18 protein-coding genes, 1 tRNA gene and 2 pseudogenes are annotated in these 25691 nt (G+C 55.8%); 9 read left to right on the top strand and 12 right to left on the bottom strand.

From position 1 onward, the window contains the following. Nucleotides 1–1124: 1124 nt before the first annotated feature. Nucleotides 1125–6224 (top strand): hypothetical protein, encoded by a 5100-nt coding sequence (locus AC0IXS_RS13125; protein ID WP_471824827.1) that lies wholly within the window; start codon nucleotides 1125–1127, stop codon nucleotides 6222–6224. Between the two features lie 78 nt (nucleotides 6225–6302). On the opposite strand, the gene AC0IXS_RS13120 is transcribed toward AC0IXS_RS13125, so the two are convergent. The 4 genes and pseudogenes from AC0IXS_RS13120 to AC0IXS_RS13105 form a co-directional block, all read right to left on the bottom strand. Next, nucleotides 6303–6668, bottom strand: coding sequence for a histone-like nucleoid-structuring protein, MvaT/MvaU family (locus tag AC0IXS_RS13120; protein WP_471824825.1), 366 nt, complete (start codon nucleotides 6666–6668; stop codon nucleotides 6303–6305). Nucleotides 6669–6733: 65 nt separating this feature from the next. Further along, a complete protein-coding gene (locus tag AC0IXS_RS13115) occupies nucleotides 6734–6931 on the bottom strand; it encodes a hypothetical protein (RefSeq protein ID WP_471824823.1) in 198 nt (65 codons plus the stop codon). Next, nucleotides 6885–7829, bottom strand: coding sequence for a chromosome segregation protein SMC (locus AC0IXS_RS13110; RefSeq protein WP_471824821.1), 945 nt, complete (start codon nucleotides 7827–7829; stop codon nucleotides 6885–6887). The genes AC0IXS_RS13115 and AC0IXS_RS13110 overlap by 47 nt, the downstream gene beginning before the upstream one ends. Before the next feature lie 93 nt (nucleotides 7830–7922). Next, nucleotides 7923–8993 (bottom strand): annotated as a pseudogene (locus tag AC0IXS_RS13105) (DUF927 domain-containing protein); the annotation flags it as partial. A 59-nt stretch (nucleotides 8994–9052) separates the two neighbouring features. On the opposite strand from AC0IXS_RS13105, the gene AC0IXS_RS13100 reads away from it, so the two are divergent. After that, on the top strand, nucleotides 9053–9427 hold the full coding sequence (locus AC0IXS_RS13100) for a hypothetical protein (RefSeq protein ID WP_471824819.1): 375 nt from the start codon (nucleotides 9053–9055) through the stop codon (nucleotides 9425–9427). A gap of 2 nt (nucleotides 9428–9429) precedes the next feature. Here AC0IXS_RS13100 and yidD read toward each other — a convergent pair. Further along, a pseudogene (yidD, locus tag AC0IXS_RS13095) lies at nucleotides 9430–9588 on the bottom strand (membrane protein insertion efficiency factor YidD); the annotation flags it as partial. Between the two features lie 492 nt (nucleotides 9589–10080). Here yidD and AC0IXS_RS13090 point away from each other — a divergent pair. After that, nucleotides 10081–10446: a hypothetical protein gene (locus tag AC0IXS_RS13090; protein ID WP_449121723.1), complete on the top strand. Its 366-nt coding sequence runs from the start codon at nucleotides 10081–10083 to the stop codon at nucleotides 10444–10446. A 219-nt stretch (nucleotides 10447–10665) separates the two neighbouring features. Here the strand turns inward: AC0IXS_RS13090 and AC0IXS_RS13085 are convergent, their stop codons facing one another. Then, the gene (locus tag AC0IXS_RS13085; protein WP_471824816.1) at nucleotides 10666–10884 is read right to left on the bottom strand and encodes a tyrosine-type recombinase/integrase; all 219 of its coding nucleotides are present in this window, start codon (nucleotides 10882–10884) and stop codon (nucleotides 10666–10668) included. Nucleotides 10885–10961: 77 nt separating this feature from the next. On the opposite strand from AC0IXS_RS13085, the gene AC0IXS_RS13080 reads away from it, so the two are divergent. After that, the gene (locus tag AC0IXS_RS13080) at nucleotides 10962–11345 is read left to right on the top strand and encodes a hypothetical protein (RefSeq protein WP_471824814.1); all 384 of its coding nucleotides are present in this window, start codon (nucleotides 10962–10964) and stop codon (nucleotides 11343–11345) included. Nucleotides 11346–11361: 16 nt separating this feature from the next. On the opposite strand, the gene AC0IXS_RS13075 is transcribed toward AC0IXS_RS13080, so the two are convergent. After that, a tRNA-Arg gene (locus AC0IXS_RS13075) sits at nucleotides 11362–11438 on the bottom strand. 342 nt (nucleotides 11439–11780) lie between these two features. Here AC0IXS_RS13075 and gabD point away from each other — a divergent pair. The 4 genes from gabD (at nucleotide 11781) to AC0IXS_RS13055 (ending at nucleotide 17127) form a co-directional block, all read left to right on the top strand. Beyond that, on the top strand, nucleotides 11781–13223 hold the full coding sequence (gabD, locus tag AC0IXS_RS13070; protein ID WP_004880425.1) for an NADP-dependent succinate-semialdehyde dehydrogenase: 1443 nt from the start codon (nucleotides 11781–11783) through the stop codon (nucleotides 13221–13223). A 189-nt stretch (nucleotides 13224–13412) separates the two neighbouring features. Then, a complete protein-coding gene (gabT, locus tag AC0IXS_RS13065) occupies nucleotides 13413–14693 on the top strand; it encodes a 4-aminobutyrate--2-oxoglutarate transaminase (RefSeq protein WP_004880423.1) in 1281 nt (426 codons plus the stop codon). A 160-nt stretch (nucleotides 14694–14853) separates the two neighbouring features. Further along, nucleotides 14854–16242, top strand: coding sequence for an HDOD domain-containing protein (locus AC0IXS_RS13060; protein WP_471824812.1), 1389 nt, complete (start codon nucleotides 14854–14856; stop codon nucleotides 16240–16242). 327 nt (nucleotides 16243–16569) lie between these two features. Beyond that, on the top strand, nucleotides 16570–17127 hold the full coding sequence (locus AC0IXS_RS13055; protein WP_122435975.1) for an HD domain-containing protein: 558 nt from the start codon (nucleotides 16570–16572) through the stop codon (nucleotides 17125–17127). 343 nt (nucleotides 17128–17470) lie between these two features. Here the strand turns inward: AC0IXS_RS13055 and cadR are convergent, their stop codons facing one another. After that, nucleotides 17471–17917 carry a Cd(II)/Pb(II)-responsive transcriptional regulator gene (gene cadR / locus AC0IXS_RS13050; protein ID WP_137202685.1) on the bottom strand — a complete coding sequence of 149 codons (447 nt, stop codon included), beginning with the start codon at nucleotides 17915–17917 and terminating at the stop codon, nucleotides 17471–17473. 85 nt (nucleotides 17918–18002) lie between these two features. Between cadR and AC0IXS_RS13045 the strand changes: the two genes are divergently transcribed. Further along, entirely contained in the window at nucleotides 18003–20240 is a 2238-nt protein-coding gene (locus tag AC0IXS_RS13045) for a heavy metal translocating P-type ATPase (RefSeq protein ID WP_137202686.1), read from the top strand. 345 nt (nucleotides 20241–20585) lie between these two features. On the opposite strand, the gene hutG is transcribed toward AC0IXS_RS13045, so the two are convergent. From hutG to hutH, 4 genes are all read right to left on the bottom strand, one after another. Continuing rightward, the gene (gene hutG, locus AC0IXS_RS13040) at nucleotides 20586–21389 is read right to left on the bottom strand and encodes an N-formylglutamate deformylase (RefSeq protein ID WP_137202687.1); all 804 of its coding nucleotides are present in this window, start codon (nucleotides 21387–21389) and stop codon (nucleotides 20586–20588) included. A gap of 11 nt (nucleotides 21390–21400) precedes the next feature. Beyond that, nucleotides 21401–22606: an imidazolonepropionase gene (hutI, locus tag AC0IXS_RS13035; RefSeq protein WP_137202688.1), complete on the bottom strand. Its 1206-nt coding sequence runs from the start codon at nucleotides 22604–22606 to the stop codon at nucleotides 21401–21403. Between the two features lie 16 nt (nucleotides 22607–22622). After that, nucleotides 22623–23999: an amino acid permease gene (locus AC0IXS_RS13030; protein WP_025995364.1), complete on the bottom strand. Its 1377-nt coding sequence runs from the start codon at nucleotides 23997–23999 to the stop codon at nucleotides 22623–22625. Nucleotides 24000–24102: 103 nt separating this feature from the next. Then, nucleotides 24103–25650: a histidine ammonia-lyase gene (gene hutH / locus AC0IXS_RS13025; protein ID WP_191958126.1), complete on the bottom strand. Its 1548-nt coding sequence runs from the start codon at nucleotides 25648–25650 to the stop codon at nucleotides 24103–24105. Nucleotides 25651–25691 lie beyond the last annotated feature (41 nt).

Below are 25691 nucleotides of genomic sequence, written 5' to 3'. Positions count from 1 at the left end.
GGGACGTACCTGATCTAAACTGATGTTACGCATGTTACGCATGTTACGAATCTAGTTATGCGTTTGAATCTTAAGGGTTTTCTACGTGTAACATTGTTTTTTCATGGTCTGCATGAAGCGCGTTACGAGTCAGTAGGTGTTACATCGTGAAGGAATCCGAAAACTGTTAATGTCCAAGTCACGGCTCTTAGGCGGAGGCGCTCCGCCGATCAATATTTTGTGCTTACCCTTACAAAAAACGCTTCACATTGATCGAAGGTAGCGTCAGAGTTTCACGCGCGGGATGCAATCTTCAGATAAGGCGCGGATTTAGCTAGGAAGCTCGTCGGCCTGATGTTGGATTTCAACTGCCAGATCAGCATCTTTTGCAAGGATCGCAGCGACGTACTCTGAGCGATGCCGATTGCCTGATTCGAACCGTTAAATGCGAGCATTCCACGCTCAGACATTCGCAGACCAACTTCACTTGTCGTTCCGGCAACAAGGGTGAGTGCTTTATCCGTTTTTGCGACCGGGCGATCTCCACGGACTATTTGAGGATTTCCGCTTCCGTCGTTTCCTTCCCCAGCATTCGTTGCAGTTCAGGGATTTGCTTGAGCGCATTGCTCGGTTTTGAAGCAGGCAACACCCTTTTACAGCAGTGTCCACCGACAGGCTTCCGTCCTGATACAGCCTAGGCGCCACAGAACCACTGGTTAGCATTCATGCCGTCGCGCCGAGACACCACCGACACGCTTTTCATGGCTCAAGGCTTTCGTGAACCATGGTCAGTTTTTGCTCCGGTCTCCAGCAGCACCGCCATCTCTGGCCCGAAAGCACCCTACTCATCTCTTTATTGTCAATCATCAACGTAACCGTTCGCCTGCCCTGTTTTCATGGAGCGCGTTCAAAAGTCAAAAACAATCGTTCACTTTTGAAAAATACCAACTGATTGATCCCTTTAAATTGATACGATCCTTCCATGGTGCTGCTCAAGGAGCTAAGACGTCTCCCGATGGTAAAGCACCTATGAAGGACCTTTGGCCGAAAATCGTAGAAGGAAGGCTATGAAGTGGAGCAAATCACTTAACAGCAAAGCCATTCCTATAGCCAAAAAATAATCAGAACTATTAAGGAGCTTGAATATGAGTGGAGAGTTGAAAGAACAAAGTAACCCTTTTTCAACGGGGGGCGGCGGAGTTAATTTCGAAACTCGCATACAGGCTTCCTTTATATTGGCGTTGCTGTCAGGGATTTCTGTTCCTGGTCTACCTGTTACTAGTAAGGCGCGTGAGCTAAGATTTCAAGTAAAATATGAGGGTACGAACACTGATGATTTCGTGCTCATTGCTAATAATGCCGCAGGTAAAGAAAGCAGACTGTTTGCTCAGATTAAGCACGCAATTACGATAGGCCCACAGGACTCAATATTCGCTGAAGTAATTAAAAGTGCTTGGGAGGATTTTAAGACTGAGCGTTTAAATGACCGGCCTTTTGCGATCGCTTTGATTACCGGCCCACTTCCCAAGAAGGATGTTTCAAGTACACTTCCAGTGCTTGAGTGGGCAAGATATTCTGCTACGGCTGAGGAGTTTATTAAAAAATCTCACACAAAAGGTTTTACTAGTAAAGAAAAACTCGAAAAGTTAGAGGTTTTTAGGATTCAGCTTAAGTCTGCTAATGGGGGGCTAGATTTAACTAATGACGAGCTTTGGCAATTCCTGCGGATTTTTTATTGTCTTTCATTTGATCTAGATTCAAGTTCGTCTATCGTGGGCAGCATGATGGGCGCGCTCATCCGTTGTCACTCCGAAGAAGCCCCGCACTTAGTTGTGGCTAGACTTTTCACATGCGCTCAAGAGTTTAATCAGAATGCTGGGACACTAACTGCAACGAGCGCCCCTCAGGATCTGATTGATCTATTCCAGCGCTCGGTATCGTACGGCTTTGATGAGGATATCAGAAAGCTCCGTGAGCGCGGTGATCACATATTCAATGGTATCTCTACGACCATAGGTGGGATCCACATTCAGCGCGAAGAAGATGTATTAGCGCTTGAGGACGCTCTACAGTCTTGTGAGTTCGTGTTCGTTACTGGCGAAAGAGGCGCTGGAAAGTCAGGTGTGGTTAAGGACTTTATTTCTACTAGACTTAACGACTTCGTGGCATTCTATTTGCGAGCTGAGGATTTGGACAAGAGCCATCTCAATGATGTCTTCAGCGCCATTGGGATGAAGTCAACATTAGGTGCGTTGACAGTGCAATTGTCTCTCGTTGCAAATAAAGTATTAGTCATCGAGTCGGCCGAGAAAATACTAGAGTTGAACTATCAGGCCGCTTTTGTTGACTTGCTAAAGTTTATTAAGGGGCAGGGTGGCTGGAAGGTAATCGCCACTGGACGTGACTATGCCTATCAAAAAATTGCTTTTAATTATCTCCAGCTGTGCCAGATTTCTTTCTCTACTATTAATGTCAGAGGTTTCTCCAGTCCGCAACTTGATGAGCTTTACTCTCAGGCTCCTATGCTTAAACCATTGGTGGAGAATGAATCATTATCAGCAATTATTAAAATTCCGTTTTTCACTGACCTGGCCGTGCGAGCAATCAGCAATGGTGCGATATTTGGCGGTGCCGACACCGAGTCGGAGTTCCGCCATGTCGTATGGAATACAGTAATTTCCAACGACGCTGATCGTAGAGGAGGGCTCCATACTAGGAGAAAGCTTACATTTATTAGTATTGCAAAAAAAAGAGCTAAGGAAATGCTTTTTGGAGTACATGAAAGGGATTTTGATCCTGAGGCTGTCTCAGCGCTGGAAGCAGATCATTTAATTTTCAAAGATAAGCGCGCTTTCATAAGTCCTAGTCATGACGTTCTTGAAGACTGGGCGTTGGAAGAGTTTGTTGACGAGGAATATTGTTCAAGCGCAGGCGACCCACATGTGTTCTTAACCGCCATTGGAAGTGAGCCAGCAATTAACCGCGGCTACCGATTATGGTTGCAAAGGAAGCTAAATTCAGACGACGATGAATTGATCGATTTTGTAGATCAAATACTGTCTAATCCATCCATCGAAAATTATTGGAAGGACGAAACTATTACAGCAGTACTCCAGGGAGATAACCCTGGCGGGTTCTTGGGCGCGCTGAAGACTATCTTGTTAAAAGATAATAATGAGCTACTACTCAGGTTCATGTTTGTATTGCAAATTACTTGCCAAAGACCTTGGGCTGGTCTTGGTGCTCACGCCTTCAAAGTATCTGATGATCCTATTGATGTACTGATTTTGCAGCCCTACGGAAACGGATGGGCAGCTCTGCTAAATTTTGTATATGATGTGCGAGATCAACTCGCGACCTCATGTTTGCCAAGTGTCATGGAGACTATCAGCGCTTGGGGGGAAGGATTGAATATACAAAATAATCTGCCTGAGGAAGCTCGAGTTGTGGGACTCCTAGCCCTGCATTTGCTTGAGCCTATTAAGGACGCATATCGGCAAGAAGAACTCAGACGTAAGATTCTCGACGTTATACTAAAGGTATCTCCGGTAATTCGAGAAGAATTTGAGTCGCTAGTTGATAAGGATGTTTTTGTGCCGAAAAGAAATCCGCATCGACTGGCGTACGTTAAAGAACTTTGTCAGTTAATTCTACAGGGGGCGAATGTCGTTGCTTTGTGTAAGCATTCTCCAGATTTCGTCATTAGACTAGCTCGCCATGAGTGGTTTAAGGAACTGACAACAGACGAGTTTGGCTCACACCATAGGATGGATATCGAAGCGTCTTTTGGGTTAGATACGGAGCGATCTTTTACCTCCGCGAGCGGCTTGAAAGGGCCATTCAAATATTTGCTGATGTTTAGCCCAAAACTAGGCCTCGATTTTATTATTGAGTTATGCAATTGGTCCGTTGATGCGCTCTCCAAAACTAGTCTTGCTATTGAAGTTAATGATTCGCCTGTTTTTAATCAGCCAGACGAAATTGCGTTAAGTACGGTTAAGATTCAACTAAATGATGAGGTTGTCATCGAAAGTTTTTCCTCATTCCAGTTGTGGAGTGGTTATCGCGGGTTTTCAAACATTCCCAGCATACTTCAAAGCGCTTTAATGGCATTGGAGAACTGGTTAATCAACTATGTAGAGCAGGGCGATGACAGCAATGAAATTGAGTGGATATACAATTATATTTTAAAATCTAGTAACTCTGTGTTGCCCACAGGAGTGTTGGCGTCGATTGCGACAGCTTTTCCAGATAAGGTTGCAGGCGCTGCATTTCCATTGCTTAGATCTAGTGAGTTCTACGCTTTGGATCTTCGACGTCAGAGCCAAGAGCATCTGCCTGGAGGGTTTTTTGGTGATCCATTCAATAATGATCCTTGGTCAAAACTTTACGCTCAAGAGCGAGCTGAAGCATCAAAAAGGCTTTGGCGTAATCATAGCTTAGAGCGTGTGCTTGTAGTCTTTCAGCTCGATGAAACGCTGAGAGATAATGCTTTGAAAATCGTAGATGACTTGAAAGCTCAGGCATTGCATTCTCAAAATGAAAACTTACGCTTCACGCTACATCGAGTGGACTCTAGGAATTTTAGTGTTGTTAGCGATAAAGAAAGCCAGGCATTGTATTTGCGAAATGAAGCTGAGTTGCCTCAAGATCTGAAGGTTGTAACAGAGAACTTTGCTCGGCAGCAACAATATGATTCTAGAATACACAAGCTTTATGTTTGGGCGAAGAAAAACTGGGATGACGGAGATCCCGATCGGGCTAGGTATTCCACCTGTTTCGAAGCATTGGCAGAGTCACGATTGTTGGTTGCTGTGCTACAAGACAAAACAGTAGAGACTCAATTTCGTCAGATGGCAGTGGGTGCAATTAGGACTACCGCTGCACTGTGTGTGCGAGATGAACTTGAAAATCTCGAGGATTACGATCTGCATTGGGTTGTAACTGTAGTTCTGGAGACTGTTATAGAATCCGCTGACGCTTTTGACAGCTTAACGGCGAGCGACGCTACAGATAGTTACGGCACAGTAGCATGTGCTTTCGTTCTTTCAAGGTTTTTTACAATGGAAGTAACCACAGAAGCTTTAGTGGCGTTAAAGTACCATATGGGTTGTGCACTGACACATCCGAATTTCCATGTTCGTGCATCTGCTGCTAAAGGAATTAGTCGTTATTTATGGGCGGTGGATCCTGATTTCGCATCTCATTGTTTGCAAGGCGCTATGGCCTATGGGAATTTTGAAATTAAAGAGGTTCACACCAATCATTACCTCAGATATCAATGTGATGCTGAACATGAGTTTGAAGAGTTGCGCGAAAAAAACTCGTGTTTCCGGACGGACTTCTCTGAGGGTCGAATCGCTGATTCACTAGCCGTAAATTCAATTGATGAATGCCCTCTTGAAGTTGTTCATCTACCAATGTTGATGCTCCCAATTGGAGCGAATGAGGCCGAGCACCAACTTATACTAAGAAAGGTTGTGGGTTTCGTATATGATCATCAGTACAAAGAGTACCGTCAGGAAAATGAATTCCGGTTGGATACCGATTCAGTTAAAGCAATCCAGGAGTGCTTGGTGGCGCATATTTTACATTCTCGAGAATTTGAGTTTGAGTCCGTGCGTGATCTGTTAATACTTGGCTGCTCTCGGGCACCGACATTCACGCATCTTGTCAAGCTTTCTTTTGATGTGAAGATGGAAAAAAGCTCCGATTTTGACGCGATTTGGGCACTTTGGCAGGTTTTAGAACCTGGTTTAGAGGAGATCGCAAAGACTGATGTTAACTCGCGGTACTCTGGACGGGAAAGCGATCTGAATCGACTATTGCGCAGCATGCTTTACTTGGGGTTTACGGATAACGGTCATCCTAGCAATAAAATATGTTTGGAGCGTGGTAAAAATTATTTGCTAAATTTCGCAAGAAAAAATGGACAAAATAGCCATGTCTTTGAATCACTTTGCTCATTGATGTATCGTTATCCTGAAATGTTCTTTGCTGATGGGATAAGTATCGCGGCGGAGAAATACGAAAAAGATCCAGGGATTATTAGTATGCAAATGAACTCGACTTATTATTTGGAGATGGCGATTGCGAGATATTTACAGATCGACAACCGTGGGCCGCTATCCCGGAAAATGCATAAGTCTTTTCTGAGTTTGCTCACTGGGGTCGTTGAAACGGGGTCCGCAAGGGCTTATTATCTTAGGGATAACCTTGTCAGTGCGCGAAGAATAGCCGTCTGAGTTAAAAGCTCGTTTCCTAGTTTGAGAAGAAGTTGACCAAAAAGGGCCCGCGAAGGCCCTTTTTTGGGTGAGGCTGTTTTACTTCTTCAACCACCCCTCGACGACTTCAGCGCCATGTTGTGCTTTCCATTCTTTCAGTGCTTTGTGATTCCCACCTTTGGTTTCTATTACTTCACTGGTGTTCGGATTTTTGTAGACCTTGAGTAAGCGCTGTTTACGTGGGCCAGCAGGTTTGTCAGAGATCTGGCCTGGGGCCGATGCATGTGGGTCCAGCAGATTGACGATGTGCTTCAGGCTGAAGCCATAGTGCTCAAGCAGCTTTCGCAGCTTCGTCTCGAACTCGACTTCTTTCTTCAGTCCATCATCACCCTTCATTTTTTCCAGTGCCTGGAGTTGCTCGGCGAGGTGTTTTTCCAGCTGGCGGTACTCTGCGAGTTTGGACATTGTGTTTCCCTTATATATGGCTGTATTTGGTATTAAGATCGGTAGCGCCTATCACAAGTTTGGCACTATTTTCGGCGTATCAGTTGGCTTTCAATGTGCGCCATTTCCGCTTTAATTGCCTTGATCGTCAGCATTTGTATCTGACTGACTTTAGCTGACGTCGCGTTGATGGTTTTCAACAGTGCAGCCAGATGAGCTTTCCGAGCCTTGAGCATGTCAGCCCAGCTCATGCTGTTTTGTAGTGGCTTGTTCACTGCTTTCATCCGTTCGTTGCTCCAGTTGGCTCACGAGTGCAGCCTGTTGAGGTGTCGAAATATCGTTGAGCTGAAGCAGATCCTGCGCGCTATATCTGCGCGCCCGGTCGGATAGTTCATGCCACGTCCAGTTCCCGACGGTTTCACCTTCCTGCGGAACCGCCATTTTCAATAGGCTCACTTGATCAATGCCGAGCAGGTTGTAATTCGCCCAGAGCCGTCCGCCTACATCGAAGAGTGTCTTAGCAGCCTCGTTCCATTTCTCTTCCAGCACTGTTTGAGAAAGCCACAGGGCGTCGCGTTCTATGCCCTTGTGCTTTTCCTGCGCTTCGGCGATGTATCGATCTACGGTGAGCAGCTCCTGCTCCAGCGCGGATATGATCAGGCCTTGTCGACGATCATGTTCGGCAGCGGTTGCCAGGTTTTTTGCGGCTTTTTGCGCATCGGAGTTGGCGGTCTTTTCGCCTTCGGTGTCGCCCCATGCGACGGCCTGTGCATAAGCGGTCGCAGCGTCCGTTTCGGCCTGCCGGGCTTTGGCCATGTCCTCTACCGCTTGTTTTTTTATCTGTTCTAGACGGGTGCTGAGGCTCTGACGTTTTTCATTCAGCTCCTGCTCATCGGCTTTCCAGTTGTTCATGGCCTCGATGTAACCCGCCATCAGGGAATCGCTATTAGCGAGGGTTTCGCGGCGATTGATTTTCTGGTCCAACAGGGCAGCGTTGTGTTTGCGTGCATCGAAACGCCTTTTCAGCTCGTTGTACTTGTCGCGCAATTCGCGCTCCTGGGCAGGCTCAATGGACTGCTCACTTTCCAGCGCGGCTTCAAAAGGCAGCAGCTGGGTATGCAACTGGTCAGCCTCGTTCAGCAGTCGATCGCGGCGGTCTTTCAGTTCTTGAATCTCATTCATGTGTCTGGTCTCTGTTCAATTCGACTGGGAGCTGGTTGAGTGGCTGGCGAGGCCGGGAATCAGCCGGCGCTACCTCGATCAGCAGGCATGCCCTTAGGCGGCCCGAGCCTCGCTTTCAGCCAATCCCGGAATCGTCTTCACGACGTAACAGCGTTGCGTGCCCAAGCCGGGTAGTCGGACCAGAGTCGATGCTTTGCCGTCGTTCCCAGGCTCAATGACGCCGCGCTGCAGCAGCTCCTTGTTCACTGCGTTGATGTTCATGCCCCGGAATATCTCCGAGCGCCATGACTCGGGCAGTACGTAGTAGGTGTTGGTCGTGTGCAGGGCATCGCCCAGGCCGTGTTCCATCGTCTTGCGAAAGCCAAGCCGGTCGATGGTGCGCGGACCGTGTTCATCAACCTTCGCCGCAGCTGATTCCCAGCGGGTAAAACGGCTCTCGCCGAAGCGCTCGATGACCTGGCGCAGTCGCGCCAAGATCGCATCACCTTCGAAGTTGCCGGCACCCCCGCGCTCGTTCATCCAAGCGTTGAGGCACACCCGCGCAGCGGTTGTCGCGGTGCCGTCGGGCCAGCCGGTTATCCCCATTGCCGTGGCCAATTCTCCCGCTGCAGCGGCGAGGCCAAAGCGAGCGGCGGCGCGGTGAGCTTGTCCGCTCGCCGACGCAGGCAACGATCGGGCGATAAAGCCTTCCAGCGTGCGGCGCAGAATGGCGGAACAGGCGTGACGCTTATCGGGTTCGCACAAGGCTATGAGAAACGCGGTAAGAGGTGTGCCGTAGTATTTGGCGACCCGCGCTTTGAGTGCGTCCGACAGCGCCGCTGCATCATCAAAGCCGTTCAATGCGTCGAACATGCCCAAGCCTTTGCTGGCATCGGCGGGGACTGCGAGCATGCGTACTTCCATGCCCGCTTTGAGCTCCTTGTTCGCTTCGGCCATGTGCTGGGCTAGCGTCTTCTCGCCGGTGGAGAGGAACAGCAAACGCCACTCCTGCACTTGCCGACCCGCCTGGCCTCGATCATTGGCCCGTGCCTTGCCGGTGCCGTTGCCGAGCATGTACACCGTCTCTCCGATGATGCGCGGATCGCACATGCCAATCTCGTCCAGCACCAGCAGGCCGTCGGAATGCGCGGCGGCGATGGATTCCAGTGCGTTGTCGATTGAGCGTCACGAACGCACCAACTTATGGCCGGATTCTGCGACGGTATTTGAGCGGCCACACATGGATGACTGATCAACGCTTTTTGCGTTTGATGCTATCGGCGCTTATCAAGCTGCTGGGTCAGCATGTGGGCTCTCCGCGATTTAGTTCTTCGTTCGTAGAGGAAAAAAGCTGCTCAGCTTTGCGCACGCAAATATTGAACACAACTAAACGTTGGGTGACGCTCCCTGATTTGACCAAGAATCAGATTGGCGCATGTTTTTACGAGATTTCTCAGCTTGGCCAGCAGGACGTAATCAGGCTGTGGCTGCCCGATTGCGAACCGACACAAGTATTAGAAAGCTTGCCAAGTCTCTTTGGGTTGATGTCTATGGTTAATGCTCATGCCCCCAGCGGTGCGAGCATTCCAGTGGTGAGGTGGGCTGTTACCCAGTCGTGAGATTACGGTAGATCCTGCCCGCCATTTGGGTACCGGCATCTGCAGATACGTCCGACTGCCTTAAGACATCCATTCTTAACACCATGCATCTCGATGGCGTTGATCGCGTAATTTGAGCTGGTCGGTTCGAGCCGGCATGCGTCTCGCAATCGGGCTGGTGCAACTCGCTGATGCTAGCGGATTGCAGCGATGGCGAAAGCCTTAATCACCGCGGCTTGCGCAACGAAATGACATAGTAGTGGCTCAACACATCTTTCTTACCCTGCAACGCATTGAATCACCCAGGCTTGACCACGACACCAATAGTATCGATTCGATAAAACTCCCAGCCATGCTCCGCATGAAAGTTCACGACGTTCTGTAGATGACCGCTGCCTCATTGCCGTGCTGTTCCTTTGCTCAAGCCTCAATGTTCGGCGGTACCTGAACTATTTTGTCGATATACACTCTTGATAATCTTACAAATGCTTGCATTCCCTTGAACCCAAATCGTCGCTGCTCTATAGCTTGCCCAGTGGCGGTCGAAAAGCGTTGTCAGAAATCTGGCTTCTATGAAAATCCGCAAGGCTCGGCATACCTAAATCTAAACTAGATCGATGACGTATCACAGATAAAATGGCGAGTGCACCCTGGTAATTAATTTAGGAGAAATTATGCTTTTTAAAACTGACGAAGAGATGATTGCCGAGAAATATTTTCGCTCTTCCCATGACGTTGGTTCTTTGTTCGGAATCAGTGCAGGCCTTAGTTGCCTGCAGTTTGATGATCCGCGCCCGTTCGCGATGATCGTTACAGCACTATTTTTCTTGTGGGGCTATTTATCTGGAATCTCTTACCGGCGTATTGCCAAAGCGTACCTGAAGCAATACTCAGGTTTGCTGGGGGGCGCTCGGTTTGCGGTAACAAAATTGCCTCTTGTAGTGATTTGCCTGACGTTTCTCTCCTTAATCATGATGGGATTCCTGACAGCTGATCGCATTTCATCATGGGGGCATTACTTGCCGCCGCCACCTTTTTGAGCGCTCACTGTCAAGTATCGCGGAAAGGAAAGCAGCGCAGTGATCGCTTGTCTCCCGGCTGCTTTTCCTGCACGTAGCCCAGACGTCGTTTAAAAAGTAGGCGAAGGCTAACAGTGCTCTTCGCCTGACTGGTCTATGCCAGCTTTGCAGCCACCTCTTCGGCAACTATGGTGTGGTAACGCTTCATTCGGCAGCTTGGTCGCCAGCTGACCGGCGGCCTCATGGTGGTGAAGACTCGTCTGCACAACGACGCGACCAGTTTTTCAACAGTTGGATAGCCTTCTGTGAAAGCAGGGCGGTTCTGGACAGCTCGGTCTCGACCAAAGAGGAAAGGTGCGCGGTTTTGCAATCCAAGTTCATATGCTTCCAGCGCAGCTCGAAAGTCTCGCTACGGCGGATACCTGTCTCAGCCGCCAGTTGGATGATGGGGTTATCCATGGATTGTGATACATCAGCACAGGTGCCGTGAGCACGTCGCTCACGAAGCTCTAAAGCGCCGAGAATATCGCCAACGGATGACGCTTAAGCGCTTCCAGACGTTTGATTTCCGAGTATGCGCCTCTACGCTTCGGAGCAATTTCGGAGATGTAGCGATCAATGAATTGATGAAAGGCGGTGCGTTCAGCCTCGACGCGAGAGACAAAGATGCCCCGGTCGATTTCGCTTTCGATCATGCGCGCCCAGGCTTGGGCATCGGACTTGGTTTCGAAGGTTTTTCGCTGGGCTGGATAGCCCTTACGGCGAATTTGAGCTTCCCACTGTCTTTATCAACGGCTGGGCCGCGATTCCTGATTGTTGCCATTTCGACCATTCCCGCCACACTTGAGTGTGGCAAATTTGTGGCAAAAACGACTTCAGGACTCGGACAGGTTTCTGTCAGGAGCGCTATGCCCTTGTAATACAAGGGATAGAAGATGGTGCACCAGGCGGGATTCGAACCCACGACCCCTGCCTTCGGAGGGCAGTACTCTATCCAGCTGAGCTACTGGTGCAACGCGGGCGCCATGATACTCATCTGATGGGCGGGCGTCCATGCTGGCGAGCGGCTGTTGTCGATTTCGCACGCTTTACCTATCCCGCGCCTGCAAACCAGACAAAACCTCCATTCCCACCTCAACACCCGTTCTTTTTTTCGAACAGGCTATTGTCCTTTAACCCCGCAGTCCCTAGGATTCGTTTGAGATTTCAAACGCTCTTGTTCGGTCTTCGCGCTTTTTATACGCCGCGCATCGCTCAGGCCGATGGAATGTTTTCCCGGCGATGACTTCCAATTGGGGTGCATCGATATTCATTTTTTCGCTCCGCCCTTGTGCGGTGCTGTTTAGGAGGCCGACATGCAGCTCAAAGATTCCAAACTGTTCCGCCAGCAAGCCTACATCAACGGCCAGTGGCTGGATGCGGACGGTGGTCAGTCGATCAAGGTCAATAACCCTGCAACCAACGAGATTCTCGGGACTGTGCCAAAAATGGGCGCGGCCGAGACGCGTCGTGCGATTGAAGCGGCTGACAAGGCGTTGCCGGCCTGGCGTGCGTTGACCGCCAAGGAGCGGGGCAATAAGTTGCGTCGCTGGTTCGAGCTGATGATCGAGAACCAGGACGACCTGGGTCTGTTGATGACGCTGGAGCAGGGCAAGCCGCTGGCCGAGGCCAAGGGCGAGATTGCGTATGCCGCTTCCTTTATTGAGTGGTTCGCGGAAGAGGCCAAGCGCGTCTATGGCGATGTGATTCCCGGTCACCAGCCGGACAAGCGTCTGATCGTGCTCAAGCAGCCGATTGGTGTGACGGCTGCGATTACGCCGTGGAACTTCCCGGCCGCGATGATCACCCGTAAAGCCGGTCCTGCGCTGGCGGCGGGTTGCACCATGGTGCTCAAGCCTGCTTCGCAGACGCCTTACTCGGCACTGGCGCTGGCTGAACTGGCCGAGCGTGCGGGTATTCCGGCGGGCGTGTTCAGTGTGGTGACGGGCAGCGCGGGCGATATCGGCAGCGAGCTGACCGGTAACCCGATCGTGCGCAAGCTGTCCTTCACGGGCTCGACCGACATTGGTCGTCAGCTGATGGCCGAATGCGCCAAGGACATCAAGAAAGTCTCGCTGGAACTGGGCGGCAATGCGCCGTTCATCGTGTTCGACGATGCCGACCTGGATAAGGCGGTTGAAGGCGCGATGATCTCCAAGTACCGCAACAACGGTCAGACCTGCGTCTGCGCCAACCGCATCTATGTGCAGGACGCGGTGTACGACGCGTTCGCCGAGAAGCTCAAGGTTGCCGTGGGCAAGCTCAAGATCGGTAACGGTCTGGAAGAGGGCATCACCACCGGTCCGCTGATCGACGACAAGGCTGTGGCCAAGGTCAAGGAACACATTGCCGATGCCGTGAGCAAGGGCGCCAAGGTGCTGTCGGGTGGCAACAGCATGGAAGGCTCGTTTTTCGAGCCGACTATTCTGGTCAATGTGTCGAAAGATGCCGCCGTCGCGAAGGAAGAAACCTTCGGCCCGCTGGCACCGCTGTTCCGCTTCAAGGATGAAGCCGAAGTGATCGAGATGGCCAACGACACCGAGTTCGGTCTGGCGTCGTACTTCTATGCTCAGAACATGAGCCGCGTGTTCCGTGTGGCCGAGGCGCTGGAGTACGGCATGGTGGGTATCAACACCGGCCTGATCTCCAACGAGCTGGCACCGTTCGGCGGCATCAAGTCCTCGGGCCTGGGCCGTGAAGGCTCCAAGTACGGCATCGAAGATTATCTGGAAATCAAATACCTCTGCCTGTCGGTCTGATCCAGACTGCGCAACCAGAGTTATTGCAGCCGATGGCGCGCGAGAGCGACGTGTCATCGGCTTTTGCTGCACCCGAAACTTATTGGTGGCCTGAAGGCTGCGACAGTCGATCATCGTATGCTGTTGCAACTGATCCAGCCCGCTTGATCCTTGAGCTACGCCGACCGATGAGCGGCGAATGAGGAATACATGAGCAAGACAAACGACTCCCTGATGCAACGCCGCCATGCTGCCGTCCCGCGCGGCGTGGGTCAGATTCACCCGATCTTCGCTGCTTCGGCGAAGAACGCCACCGTTACCGACGTTGAAGGTCGTGAGTTCATCGACTTCGCGGGCGGCATTGCGGTGCTGAACACCGGTCACCTGCACCCGAAAATCGTTGCGGCTGTGCAGGAACAGCTGACCAAGCTGACGCACACCTGCTTCCAGGTGCTGGCTTACGAGCCGTATGTCGAGCTGTGCGAGAAGATCAACGCCAAGGTGCCGGGTGATTTCGAGAAGAAAACCCTGCTGGTCACCACCGGTTCCGAAGCGGTCGAAAACGCCGTCAAGATTGCCCGCGCTGCCACGGGTCGTGCTGGCGTGATCGCGTTCACCGGTGCTTACCACGGCCGCACCATGATGACCCTGGGTCTGACTGGCAAGGTCGTACCGTACTCGGCCGGCATGGGCCTGATGCCCGGCGGTATCTTCCGCGCGTTGTACCCGTGCGAGCTGCATGGCGTGAGCGTTGACGATTCCATCGCCAGCATCGAGCGCATCTTCAAGAACGACGCTGAGCCGAAAGACATTGCCGCCATCATCATCGAGCCTGTGCAGGGCGAAGGTGGTTTCTATGTGGCGCCGAAGGCTTTCATGCTGCGTCTGCGCGAGCTGTGCGACAAGCACGGCATTCTGCTGATCGCTGACGAAGTGCAGACGGGTGCTGGCCGTACCGGCACTTTCTTCGCCATGGAACAGATGGGCGTTGCTGCTGATCTGACCACTTTCGCCAAGTCCATTGCAGGCGGCTTCCCGCTGGCGGGCGTGTGCGGCAAGGCCGAGTACATGGATGCCATCGCGCCCGGCGGTCTGGGCGGCACTTACGCCGGTAGTCCGGTCGCCTGTGCGGCGGCGCTGGCGGTGCTGGATATCTTCGAAGAAGAGAACCTGCTGGAGCGTTGCAAGTCGGTCGGCGAGCGTCTGGTCACTGGCCTGAAAGCCATCCAGGCCAAGCACCCGGTCATCGGCGAAGTCCGTGCGCTGGGCGCGATGATCGCGCTGGAGCTGTTCGAAGACGGCGACTCGCACAAGCCGAACGCGGCGGCCGTGGCTCAGGTTGTGGCCAAGGCGCGTGACAAGGGCCTGATCCTTCTGTCGTGCGGCACCTACGGCAACGTGCTGCGCGTGCTGGTCCCGCTGACTGCCGAAGACGAACTGCTGACCAAAGGTCTGGCCATTCTCGAAGAGTGTTTCGCTGAAATTGCCTGATCCACTGTGCGGTCACGGATTGGTTGATTTGTGACCAAACAGACAAAAAAAGCCCGTTTCGACGGGTTTTTTTTGGTCTGAACGAAGGTATTTCACTGTTTTGGCTATATCCGGGCGAAGGCTTTGGCTAAGGTGAACGCATCGATGTCGGAGAGTCCTGATGACTGCTGTAGTTTTACCCGCGGTACCTCGCGTATTGATTGCTGAGTCTGATCCGTGGGTTCGCGAAACACTCAGCGAGCTGGTACTGAGTGTGCGTGGCGATATCGAACTGGAGATGTGCACCGACGGCAGGCAAGCCATCGAATGGATGAAGAAACACCTGCCGGATCTCGTCATCGCTGCGCGTGAACTGCCCGCCATCGATGGACTGAGCCTGTTGCGCGGCATTCGTAACCTGCGTCGTCAGCCGCCGATCCCGTTCATCCTGATCAGCAACCGCAGTGATGCGGCCAGCGTGCGTGAAGTCCTGCCGCTCGCGCCAACGGCTTATCTGACCAAACCCATCGATACCGTTGGCCTGAAGCAGCGTCTGGAAGAACTGTTGCTGGGACGTCGTGCGGCTGCACCGGGCGACATGCCTGCGCTGACGCCAGGCCTGACATTGATGAAGTTTCTGGAAAAGCGTCGCGACGTGGCTGATGGTGCGCCGCTGTTCGTTGACGTGCCCAATGCGATTCAACTGAGCCAGGGGGCGAGCGGTCTTGATGCAACGCTGCTGGAGCAGGAGTTGCGCAACGATCCGCACATTACGGCTGTGCTCATTGCGGCCGCGAACACGGCGGCTCAGCATTTGGGAAAGCCTGTGCAGACCCTGGGCGGCGCGATGGCGGTACTCGGCGCGCCGCAAACGGCGGCTATCGCATCGGGTCTGGCCAAAAAACGTATGGCGGTGCTGACCAGCGATGCGCTGTTGGCCAAGGCCAGTCAGTTCTGGACCCTGTCGCAACGCACAGCGGATTACGCTCGGATTCTGGGCGGCATGCTGGAGCTGGATGTCGAGCGCTGTTTCTGCGCCGGGATGCTGCAATCGCTGGGCGATCTGGCGGTGCTGGGCTGTCTGCAGGAATGGCTGCTGGCGGGCGGTGAGCTGAATGAACAGGCCATCGATCAGGCGCTGGAGCAATATTCGGCATCTTTTGGTTCTGCACTGCGCACCCGCTGGCGTCTGCCGCTGGAACTGCGCGAGCTGATCGCGGCGGTCTATCAGTACAACACCGGCATCTACAAGCGCGAGGTGCTGGCAATGAACCTCGCAGGGCAGATGGCGCAGTTGGGCGAGGAAGAAAGCGTCACCCAGCTGCTCAAGACCAAGTCGGCCAAGCTGTTGAAGCTGAGCGTTGGGGATCTGCAGCGTTTGCGTAAGAAACTGACGGGCGTGACCGATCCGAGTCTGCTGGCACCTTTGGTGGTGGAGCCTGAGGAGGGTGAGGAAGAGGGCATTGAGTACGACGGGCCTGATCTTCTGGACCTGACACCTGAACCGCCAGCGGCTGAAGAGCCGGAGGCTGAGTCCGAACCGACGATCGAGGATGTGCCGAAGGGCTAGTGCGCGTGGCGTGTGCTCTGTTTCCAGACAGCAGGTCTTGCCGAGTGAACGCGTTTTTGCACGAGGTTCCACCACGCAACCTGGGGCCGCTACGCAGCCCATCGCTGCCGTCGTAACCTCCGAGAGCTCCCACGGCCTCCGGGCAGAAGCAGGTTTCAGCAAATTACAAAGTGTTTGATAAGAGGCGGCTAGTCCGCAATTTGGTTTCCCACGCTACCCATGAGTGGCTGACCTGACGCCATCGCCGGCAAGCCGCCTCCCGCAGTCCCTATCACCGCGAAGATTCAAGCTGTTGTCAGCCAGACCCGTCAGCAAAGGAACCATCTGATGCCTACCCTCGACCTGCAGCATCTCTACAACAAAGCCTGGCTGTTCGCCTCCCACGCTCATGTTGGGCAGACGATGACCAGCTCGGATCTGCCTTACACCACCCACGTGGCGATGGTCGCCAATGAGTTGATCTTCGCCCATCGCGAGGAGCCCGTCGGTGCATTCGAGATTGCCCTGCCTGCCGCGCTGTTGCATGACGTGGTGGAGGACACCGATGTGACGACGACGCAGTTGCAGGAGGCGTTTGGCGCAGAGGTCGCATCGACCGTTGCGTGCCTGAGCAAGAACCTGATCGTGCCGTTTTCCGAGGAGCGTTACTTTCAGGGTATCGCCGAACACTCCCGTGAAGCGGCGGCGGTCAAGCTGTGCGACCGCATCACCAATCTGCAGTCAGCGCCTGCCAAATGGACATACGCCAAGCGGGCGTCCTATCTGGTCGAGTCCGAGCAGATCCTGAAGGCGCTGGGTCACGCGAACGGTTACCTCAGGCAGCGGCTCAGCGACACCATGGTGCGTTATCAGGCGCTGTATGTGGATGGCTTTGAGGCTGTGTGACGACCAAAATCGGGCTGCATGCCGAAGCGGAGCATCGGCACGATCAGATCACGCACGCAGCCTCAATGATTGATGATCGTGCCCATCGCTCCGCGTGGGCATGCATCCCGTGACGCTCCGCGTCACAAATGGCACAGACTGAGGATTTAGTCAGCCGAGCGCATGACGTGTAAAACGCTGGAGCTTGGGCACACATCTGCGCCACATTCGAGAGCGGACGCGGAGCGTCCTGGGAGGCATTCCCACGCAGAGCGTAGGAACGATCATCATCGTATTCCTCCAAGAGGACTTGTGTATAACGATGAGCGCGCAGCATCGGCACGATCAGATCACGCATGCAGCCTCAATGACTGTGACTGCGCCCCACATGCGAGGGCTCGCCTTCGGGTGAGGCGACGGCGCCGGTCACTTCCAGTCTTTCCAGAATCGCGCAGTGATCAGTCTCGCCGCTGCCGCAACGTTGGCGCAGGTCGAGCAGTTGTTGCTGCAGTGCCTGAAGGCTGGCGACGCGGGCGTTGACGTGTTCGATGTGCTCGTCGATCAGCGCATTGACGCTTTCGCATTGATCCTGCGGACTGTCGCGCAGACTCAGCAGACTGCGAATCTCTTCCAGCGTCATGTCCAGGCTGCGGCAGTTGCGGATGAACGACAGCCGCTCCACATGGGCCTGGGTGTACAGCCGGTAGTTGCCATCGCTGCGTGCGGGCGCGGGCAGCAGGCCTTCGCGTTCGTAATAACGGACCGTTTCGACCTGCGTATCCGTCAACTTTGCCAGTTCACCGATCTTCATGGGCTGCCTCTCGTTTTTAGCGCTTGACCCTATAGTGGCTACAGGGTGTTCACTTGGCAACAAGCAGAATCCAGGAGCGCGCCAAATGGGCCCGATCAGCAAAGTTACCCCGACACACGGTCATGACGAGCACGAAGAAGTGCACGCAGAGCACGCGCATTCGTGCTGTTCCAGCAAGGCAGCGCCTGCCGTTGTGACGCTCGATAACGCCTCGTCAGCCGATGCGCGTTTGAGCAGTTTCCGTATCGAGGCGATGGACTGCCCGACCGAGCAGACTCTGATCCAGAACAAGCTGGGCAAGCTGGCAGGCGTGCAGAAACTGGAATTCAACCTGATCAATCGCATCCTCGGCGTCTGGCATGACCTGCCGTCGACCGATCCGATCCGCGACGCCATCGGTTCGCTGGGCATGCAAGCCGATCTGATCGAAGAGGGCGCCGATTCAAACGTCGCCGCTGCACCTGCGCCGAAAAAACACTGGTGGCCGCTGGCGCTGTCCGGCGTCGCTGCGTTGGCTGCGGAAGTGGTGCACTTTGCTTCGCTGGGCCCGACTTGGGTCGTCGCGCTGCTGGCGCTGGTGTCGATCTTCAGTTGTGGCCTCACCACCTACAAGAAAGGCTGGATTGCGCTCAAGAACTTCAACCTGAACATCAATGCGTTGATGAGCATCGCCGTGACCGGCGCTGTGCTGATCGGCCAATGGCCTGAAGCTGCGATGGTGATGTTCCTGTTTACCGTGGCCGAGCTCATTGAAGCCAAGTCGCTGGACCGTGCACGCAATGCGATCAGCGGCCTGATGCAGTTGACGCCGGAGCTGGCAACGGTTCGTCAGGCGGACGGAAGCTGGCTTGAAATGGATGCCAAAACGGTCGAACTGGAAGCTATCGTGCGTGTAAAGCCGGGCGAGCGTATCGCGCTGGACGGTGAAGTCGTGTCCGGGCAATCGACCATTGATCAGGCCTCGATTACCGGCGAAAGCCTGCCGGTCGAGAAGGCGGTCGGCGACAAGGTGTTTGCGGGCACCATCAATCAGGCGGGCTCGCTGGAGTACCGCGTTACGGCTGCGGCGAACAACTCGACGCTGGCGCGGATCATCCACGCAGTAGAAGCCGCTCAGGGTTCGCGTGCACCGACCCAGCGCTTCGTTGACAGCTTCTCGCGCATCTACACGCCGGTGGTGTTTGTCGTGGCATTGGCGGTTGCGCTGGTGGCTCCACTGTTTTTCGGCGGCGCGTGGTTCGACTGGATCTACCGCGCGCTGGTGCTGCTGGTTGTAGCGTGCCCGTGTGCGCTGGTGATCTCTACGCCTGTGACTATCGTCAGTGGCTTGGCGGCTGCGGCGCGCAAGGGGATTTTGATCAAGGGCGGCGTGTACCTGGAAATGGGCGAGAAGCTGGATTACCTGGCCCTCGACAAGACCGGCACCCTGACGCATGGCAAGCCGGTGCAGACCGACTACGTGGCGTTGCAGGCTGATGCAGCCGACACCGCGCCTGCCATCGCCGCCAGCCTTGCGGGCCGCTCGGATCACCCGGTTTCCCAGGCCATTGCCAAGGCGGCCGAAGCGGGCGCTGCTGTGCATGAGGTGGTGAATTTCGAAGCGCTGGGCGGGCGCGGCGTGAAGGGCGAGATCAATGGTCGCCTGTACCACTTGGGCAATCATCGTCTGGTGGAAGAACTGGGGCTGTGCTCGCCTGAGCTGGAAGCACGTCTGGACGCACTGGAAATACAGGGCAAGAGCGTGGTGCTGCTGCTCGACTCAACCGGTCCGCTGGCGCTGTTTGCGGTTGCCGACACGGTCAAGGAAACCAGTCGTCAGGCCATCGCCGAGTTGCATGAGCTGGGTATCAAGACGCTGATGCTGACCGGCGACAACCCGCATACCGCCAAGGCGATTGCCGATCAGGTGGGTATCGATCAGGCGCAGGGCAACCTGCTTCCTGCGGACAAACTGGCTGCGATTGAAGGGCTGTATGCGCAGAACCATCGCGTCGGGATGGTCGGCGACGGCATCAACGATGCGCCTGCGCTGGCACGTTCCGAGATCGGTTTTGCGATGGCGGCGGCGGGGACTGATACGGCGATCGAGACGGCGGATGTTGCGCTGATGGACGACGATCTGCGCAAGATTCCGGCGTTCATCCGCCTGTCGCGCAGGACCTCGGCAGTGCTCAAACAGAACATTGTGCTGGCGATTGTCACCAAGGTGCTGTTCATCGGCATCACCTTCGCCGGACTGGCGACCATGTGGATGGCGGTGTTTGCTGACATGGGCGTGAGTTTGCTGGTGGTGTTCAACGGGTTGCGGTTGCTCAAGAAGTGAGCAGTCTTTGAACCTGATCATGCCCATGCCCGGCGTCACATTCGAGAGCGGACGCGGAGCGTCCTGAGAGGCATTCCCACGCGGAGCGTAGGAACGATCATTACGCGATATTGATCGTGCCCATGCTCTGCGTCACGTTCGAGAGCGGACGCGGAGCGTCCTGGGAGGCATTCCCACGCGGAGCGTAGGAACGATCATTACGCGAGAGTAATCGTGCCCATGCTCTGCGCGACGTTCGAGAGCGGACGCGGAGCGTCCTGGGAGGCATTCCCACGCGGAGCGTAGGAACGATCGTTGCGACAGTGATCGTGCCCATGCTCTGCGTCACACCGCGGAGCGAGTGCTCTACCGACCAAACCGCTCCTGTCCCCAGGCGATGAGTGTTTCGAGCAGTGGCCTGAGGACGTTGCGGGTCGGTTCGGCCAGGTCCGGGCGGTAGTGGAAGGGGGCGAATTCTTCCATGTAGGTGCTTTGCGCCAGTTCCAGCTGCACGGCGTGGATGTTGTTCGCCGGGTCGCCGTAATGGCGGGTGATGTGGCCGCCCTTGAAGCGGCCGTTCAGCACGTGGCTGTAATCCTTGGCAGATGCACAGACCTGTTCCAGCCTGCTGGCCAGTTCCGCGTCGCAGCTGGTGCCGTTGAAGGTGCCGAGGTTGAAGTCCGGCAGACGGCCATCGAACAGGTGCGGGACGTGGCCACGAATCGAGTGTGCATCGAACAGCAGCGCGTAGCCGAACTCGTCGCGCAACCGTTTGAGCTCCTGCTCCAGCGTCTGGTGATACGGCGTCCAGATCTGCTCCAGATACTGTGCGCGTTCTTCAGCCCCTGGTGCCCGGCCTTCCTTGAACAGCGGCACGCCGTCGAACAGGATCGATGGAAACAGCCCCGTGGTCGCACCGGCATACATTGGTTTGTCGTCAGACGGACGATTCAGGTCGATGACGAATCGCGAATACTCGGCCGCCAGGGTGCTGGCGCCCAGTTCGGCAGCGAAGTCGTACAGACGCGGAATGTGCCAGTCGGTGTCGGGCAGGCTCAGCGCTTCGTCCACCAGCCCGGCTTCCACCGCAGGCGTGAGCTTGAGGCCCGCGTGTGGCATGCTGATCAGCAGCGGAAGTCGGCCGCGAGTGAATGTCAGAACGTTGTCCACAATCTTCTCCTTTAAACCAGTGATTCGACGCCATGACGCACGACGCGTTTGTCCAGATCGCCGCCCAGCCAGTACGCCAGATCAGCCGGTCGCTCGATGTCCCAGGCGACGAAATCTGCCGTCTTGCCGACCTCCAGCGAGCCGTGTGTATCGCCCATGCCCAGCGCCTTGGCGGCGTTGAGTGTGACGCCTGCCAGTGCTTCTTCAGGTGTCATGCGGAACAGCGTGCAGGCCATGTTGAGCATCAGGCGCAGCGACAGGCCGGGCGAGGTGCCAGGGTTCATGTCGGTGGAAATCGCAATGGGCACGCCATGTTTGCGCAGCGCATCCATGGGCGGCAGTTGCGTCTCGCGCAGGAAGTAGTAAGCGCCCGGCAGCAGCACGGCGACCGTCCCCGACGCGGCCATGGCGATGACGTCGTCTTCGGTCATGAACTCCAGATGGTCCGCCGACAGGGCCTTGTAGCGCGCCGCCAGACTTGAACCGCCCAGCGACGAGAGCTGTTCGGCGTGCAGCTTCACCGGCAGGCCGAGCTGGCCTGCGGTGATGAACACCTGCTCGACCTGCGCCGGGGAAAACGCCAGGTACTCACAGAACGCGTCCACGGCATCCACCAGCCCTTCGGCGGCCAGCGCCGGGAGCATTTCGTTGCAGATGTGGTGGATGTAGTCGTCGGCGCGGTTGGCGTATTCAGGCGGCAGCGCGTGGGCGGCCAGGCAGGTGCTGCGCACTGTGACCGGCTGGGTGTTGCCGAGGCGACGAATCACGCGCAGCAATTTGCGTTCGTTTTCCAGATCCAGCCCGTAGCCGGACTTCATCTCGACAGTGGTCACGCCATCCTTGAGCAGATGCCGCAAGCGACGTTCTGCGCTGATGTACAGCTCGTCTTCGGTCGCGGCACGGGTAGCCCGTACGGTGCTGGCGATGCCACCGCCTGCGGCTGCGATGTCGGCGTAGCTCACGCCTTGCAGCCGCTGCTCGAATTCGCCGCTGCGGTTGCCGCCGAACACGGTGTGTGTGTGACAGTCGATCAGACCGGGCGTGACCCACGCTCCGCCCAGATCGACGCAACTCTCAGCGTCCTGTTCCGCCAGTTGATCCAGAGGCCCGATCCATTCGATGTACGCTCCGGAAGTCACGATGGCGGCATCCTCGATGATCGAGTACGTGCCGTGTGCCATGGTTGCGATGTGACAGTTCTTCCAGAGCGTTTTCATCCGGGGCCTCCTCAGGCTAGGGGACAGATTTCAGCGATTTGGGTTTCACCCATAGACGGTAGGCGATGACCAGCAGCACGATCCAGACCGCGCCGACGATCAGCGCGGCGCGGTTGTCCGGGAAGTACCCCAGCACGCCGAAGATAAACAGCATGAAGACGATGGCGGCGGCTGGCGCATACGGCCAGAACGGCACCGGGAATTTCAGCTCGGCGACTTCTTCGGCGCTCATGGCGCGGCGCATCGCGACCTGGGTCAACAGGATCATCAGCCAGACCCAGACGGTGGCGAAGGTGGCCAGCGAGGCGATCAGCAGGAACACGTCTTTGGGGATCAGGTAGTTGAGCACCACACCGCCCAGCAGTGTCACGCCCATGACCACGACAGTCATCCACGGCACGCCTTGCCGTGACAGGTGGGCAAAACTGGCCGGTGCCTGACCGTCGCGCGCCAGCCCGTACATCATGCGGCCTGCGCCGAAGATGTCGCTGTTGATGGCTGACACGGCAGCGGAAATCACCACGATGTTGAGAATGGTGGCGGCCGACGCGATGCCCAGATTGTCGAAAATCTGCACGAACGGGCTGCCCTGCGTGCCGATCTGTGGCCATGGATAAATGGACATCAGCACGAACAGCGTCAGTACGTAGAACAGCAGGATGCGCAGCGGCACGGCATTGATCGCACTCGGCAGCGAGCGTTGCGGATCCTTGGCTTCACCGGCGGTAATCCCGATGACCTCGATGCCGCCGAAGGCAAACATCACCACGGCAAACGAGGCGATCAGACCCGCGACGCCGTTGGGCATGAAACCGCCATGCGCCCACAGGTTGGCGATGCCGATCTCCGTGCCTGTGGTCGAGCTGCCGATGCCGAACAGCATGATGCCGAAGCCCGCCAGAATCATTGCGATGATCGCGCCGACCTTGAGCAGCGACAGCCAGAATTCGGTTTCGCCAAAGACTTTCACGTTGCACAGGTTCAGCGCAGCAATCAGGAACACGATGCCCAGCACCCAGATCCAGCGCGGCACTTCCGGGAACCAGAAGCCCATGTAGATCCCGAATGCGGTGACGTCGGCGAGGCAGACGATGATCATCTCGAACGCGTAGGTCCAGCCCAGTACGAAGCCTGCCAGCGGGCCCAGATAGCGTGTGGCGTAGTGGCTGAACGAACCGGCCACCGGATGGTGCACGGCCATTTCGCCCAGCGCACGCATGACCATGAATACCGCCGCGCCGCCGATCAGATAGGCCAGCAATACGGCGGGGCCTGCCTGTTGAATTGCCGAGGCCGAGCCGTAGAACAACCCTGTGCCGATGGCAGAGCCCAGGGCCATGAAGCGAATGTGGCGGGCTGATAACCCGCGTTTCAAACCATCTCGTGACGTCATTTCAGGTCCATTTCATTACTGGTATGGCTATAGCTGCGAGAACGCCTGCATTCGGCTTCCCGCAGCGATTGACCATGGCGAGCCCTGCCAGGCTCGCGGTGCATCACAGACTCGGTAGCAGACGTGCAGGAACCAAAGGGTTCAGGCAAGTGGAGGACAACAGCTGGCTGGCAGCTTCGATGTCCGGTGCGAAAAAGCGGTCTTTGTCGTAGGACGGGACCTTGCTGCGCAGCAGGGCACGGGCCTGCTCCAGTTTCGGAGAGGTTTTCAGTCCATTGCGCAGGTCCAGACCCTGACACGCAGCCAGCCATTCTACGGCAAGAATCCCGCGAACGTTTTCTGCCATTTCCCATAACCGCTTGCCGGCGGCTGGCGCCATCGACACATGGTCTTCCTGGTTGGCCGACGTCGGCAGGCTGTCCACGCTGTGCGGGTGGGCCAGCGCCTTGTTTTCGCTGGCCAGCGCGGCGGCAGTGACTTGGGCGATCATGAAGCCGGAATTGACCCCGCCGTTGGCCACCAGGAACGGCGGCAGTTGCGACATGTGCTTGTCCATCATCAACGAAATGCGGCGCTCGCTGAGCGAGCCGATTTCGGCGATGGCCAGCGCCAGGTTGTCTGCCGCCATGGCGACCGGCTCGGCGTGGAAGTTGCCGCCGGAGATCACATCATTCTCGGCAGCGAACACCAGCGGGTTGTCGGACACGGCGTTGGCTTCGATTTCCAGCACTTCGGCAGCCTGACGCAGCTGAGTCAGGCAGGCGCCCATGACCTGGGGCTGGCAGCGCAGCGAGTAGGGGTCCTGAACCTTGTCGCAGTTGCGGTGCGACTCGGACACTTCGCTGCTTTCACCCAGCAGGTCGCGGTAGCAGGCGGCAGAATCGATCTGTCCGCGCTGGCCACGTGCGGCATGAATGCGTGCGTCGAATGGCGAGCGCGAACCCAGCACCGCCTCAACCGTGAGCGAGCCGCAAGTCAGGGCGGCGGCGAACAGGTCTTCGCCTTCGAACAGGCCGCGCAACGCGTAGGCGGTCGAAACCTGCGTGCCGTTGAGCAGCGCCAGACCTTCCTTGGCGGCCAGGGTCAGCGGCGTCAGGCCTGCGACTTTCAGGGCATCGGCTGCATTGAGCCATTCGCCCTTGTAGCGCGCCTTGCCTTCACCCAGCAGCACCAGCGACATGTGCGCCAGCGGCGCGAGGTCGCCGGAGGCACCCACCGAACCCTTGAGCGGAATGTGCGGATAGACCTCGGCATTGATCAGCGCAATCAGCGCGTCGATGACCACCCGACGAATCCCCGAAAAGCCCCGGCTCAGGCTGTTGACCTTGAGCACCATGATCACCCGCACCAGTTCATCACTGATCGGCTGGCCGACACCGGCGGCATGGGACAGCACCAGCGAGCGCTGCAGATTCTCCAGGTCTTCGCTGGCGATGCGCGTCGAGGCCAGCAAGCCGAAACCGGTGTTGATGCCGTAAGCGGTGCGGTTCTCGGCGAGGATGCGCTCGACGCACGCCACGCTGTCGTCGATCTGCTGGTCTGCGCTGGCATCGAGCGTCAGGGTCACAGGCTGCTGATAAATGGCGCGCAATTGTGCCAGGGTCAGTTGGCCGGGAATCAGGTTGAAAGCGTGGGCAGATGGGGTGGTCACGATGCAGCTACTCCTTGATTGATGTCGGGCGTGCGCGTTTC

Source organism: Pseudomonas sp. AC016 (assembly GCF_979253365.1).
Note: the sequence above shows the minus strand (reverse complement) of the source record. Positions and strands in the feature narration are given on the sequence as shown.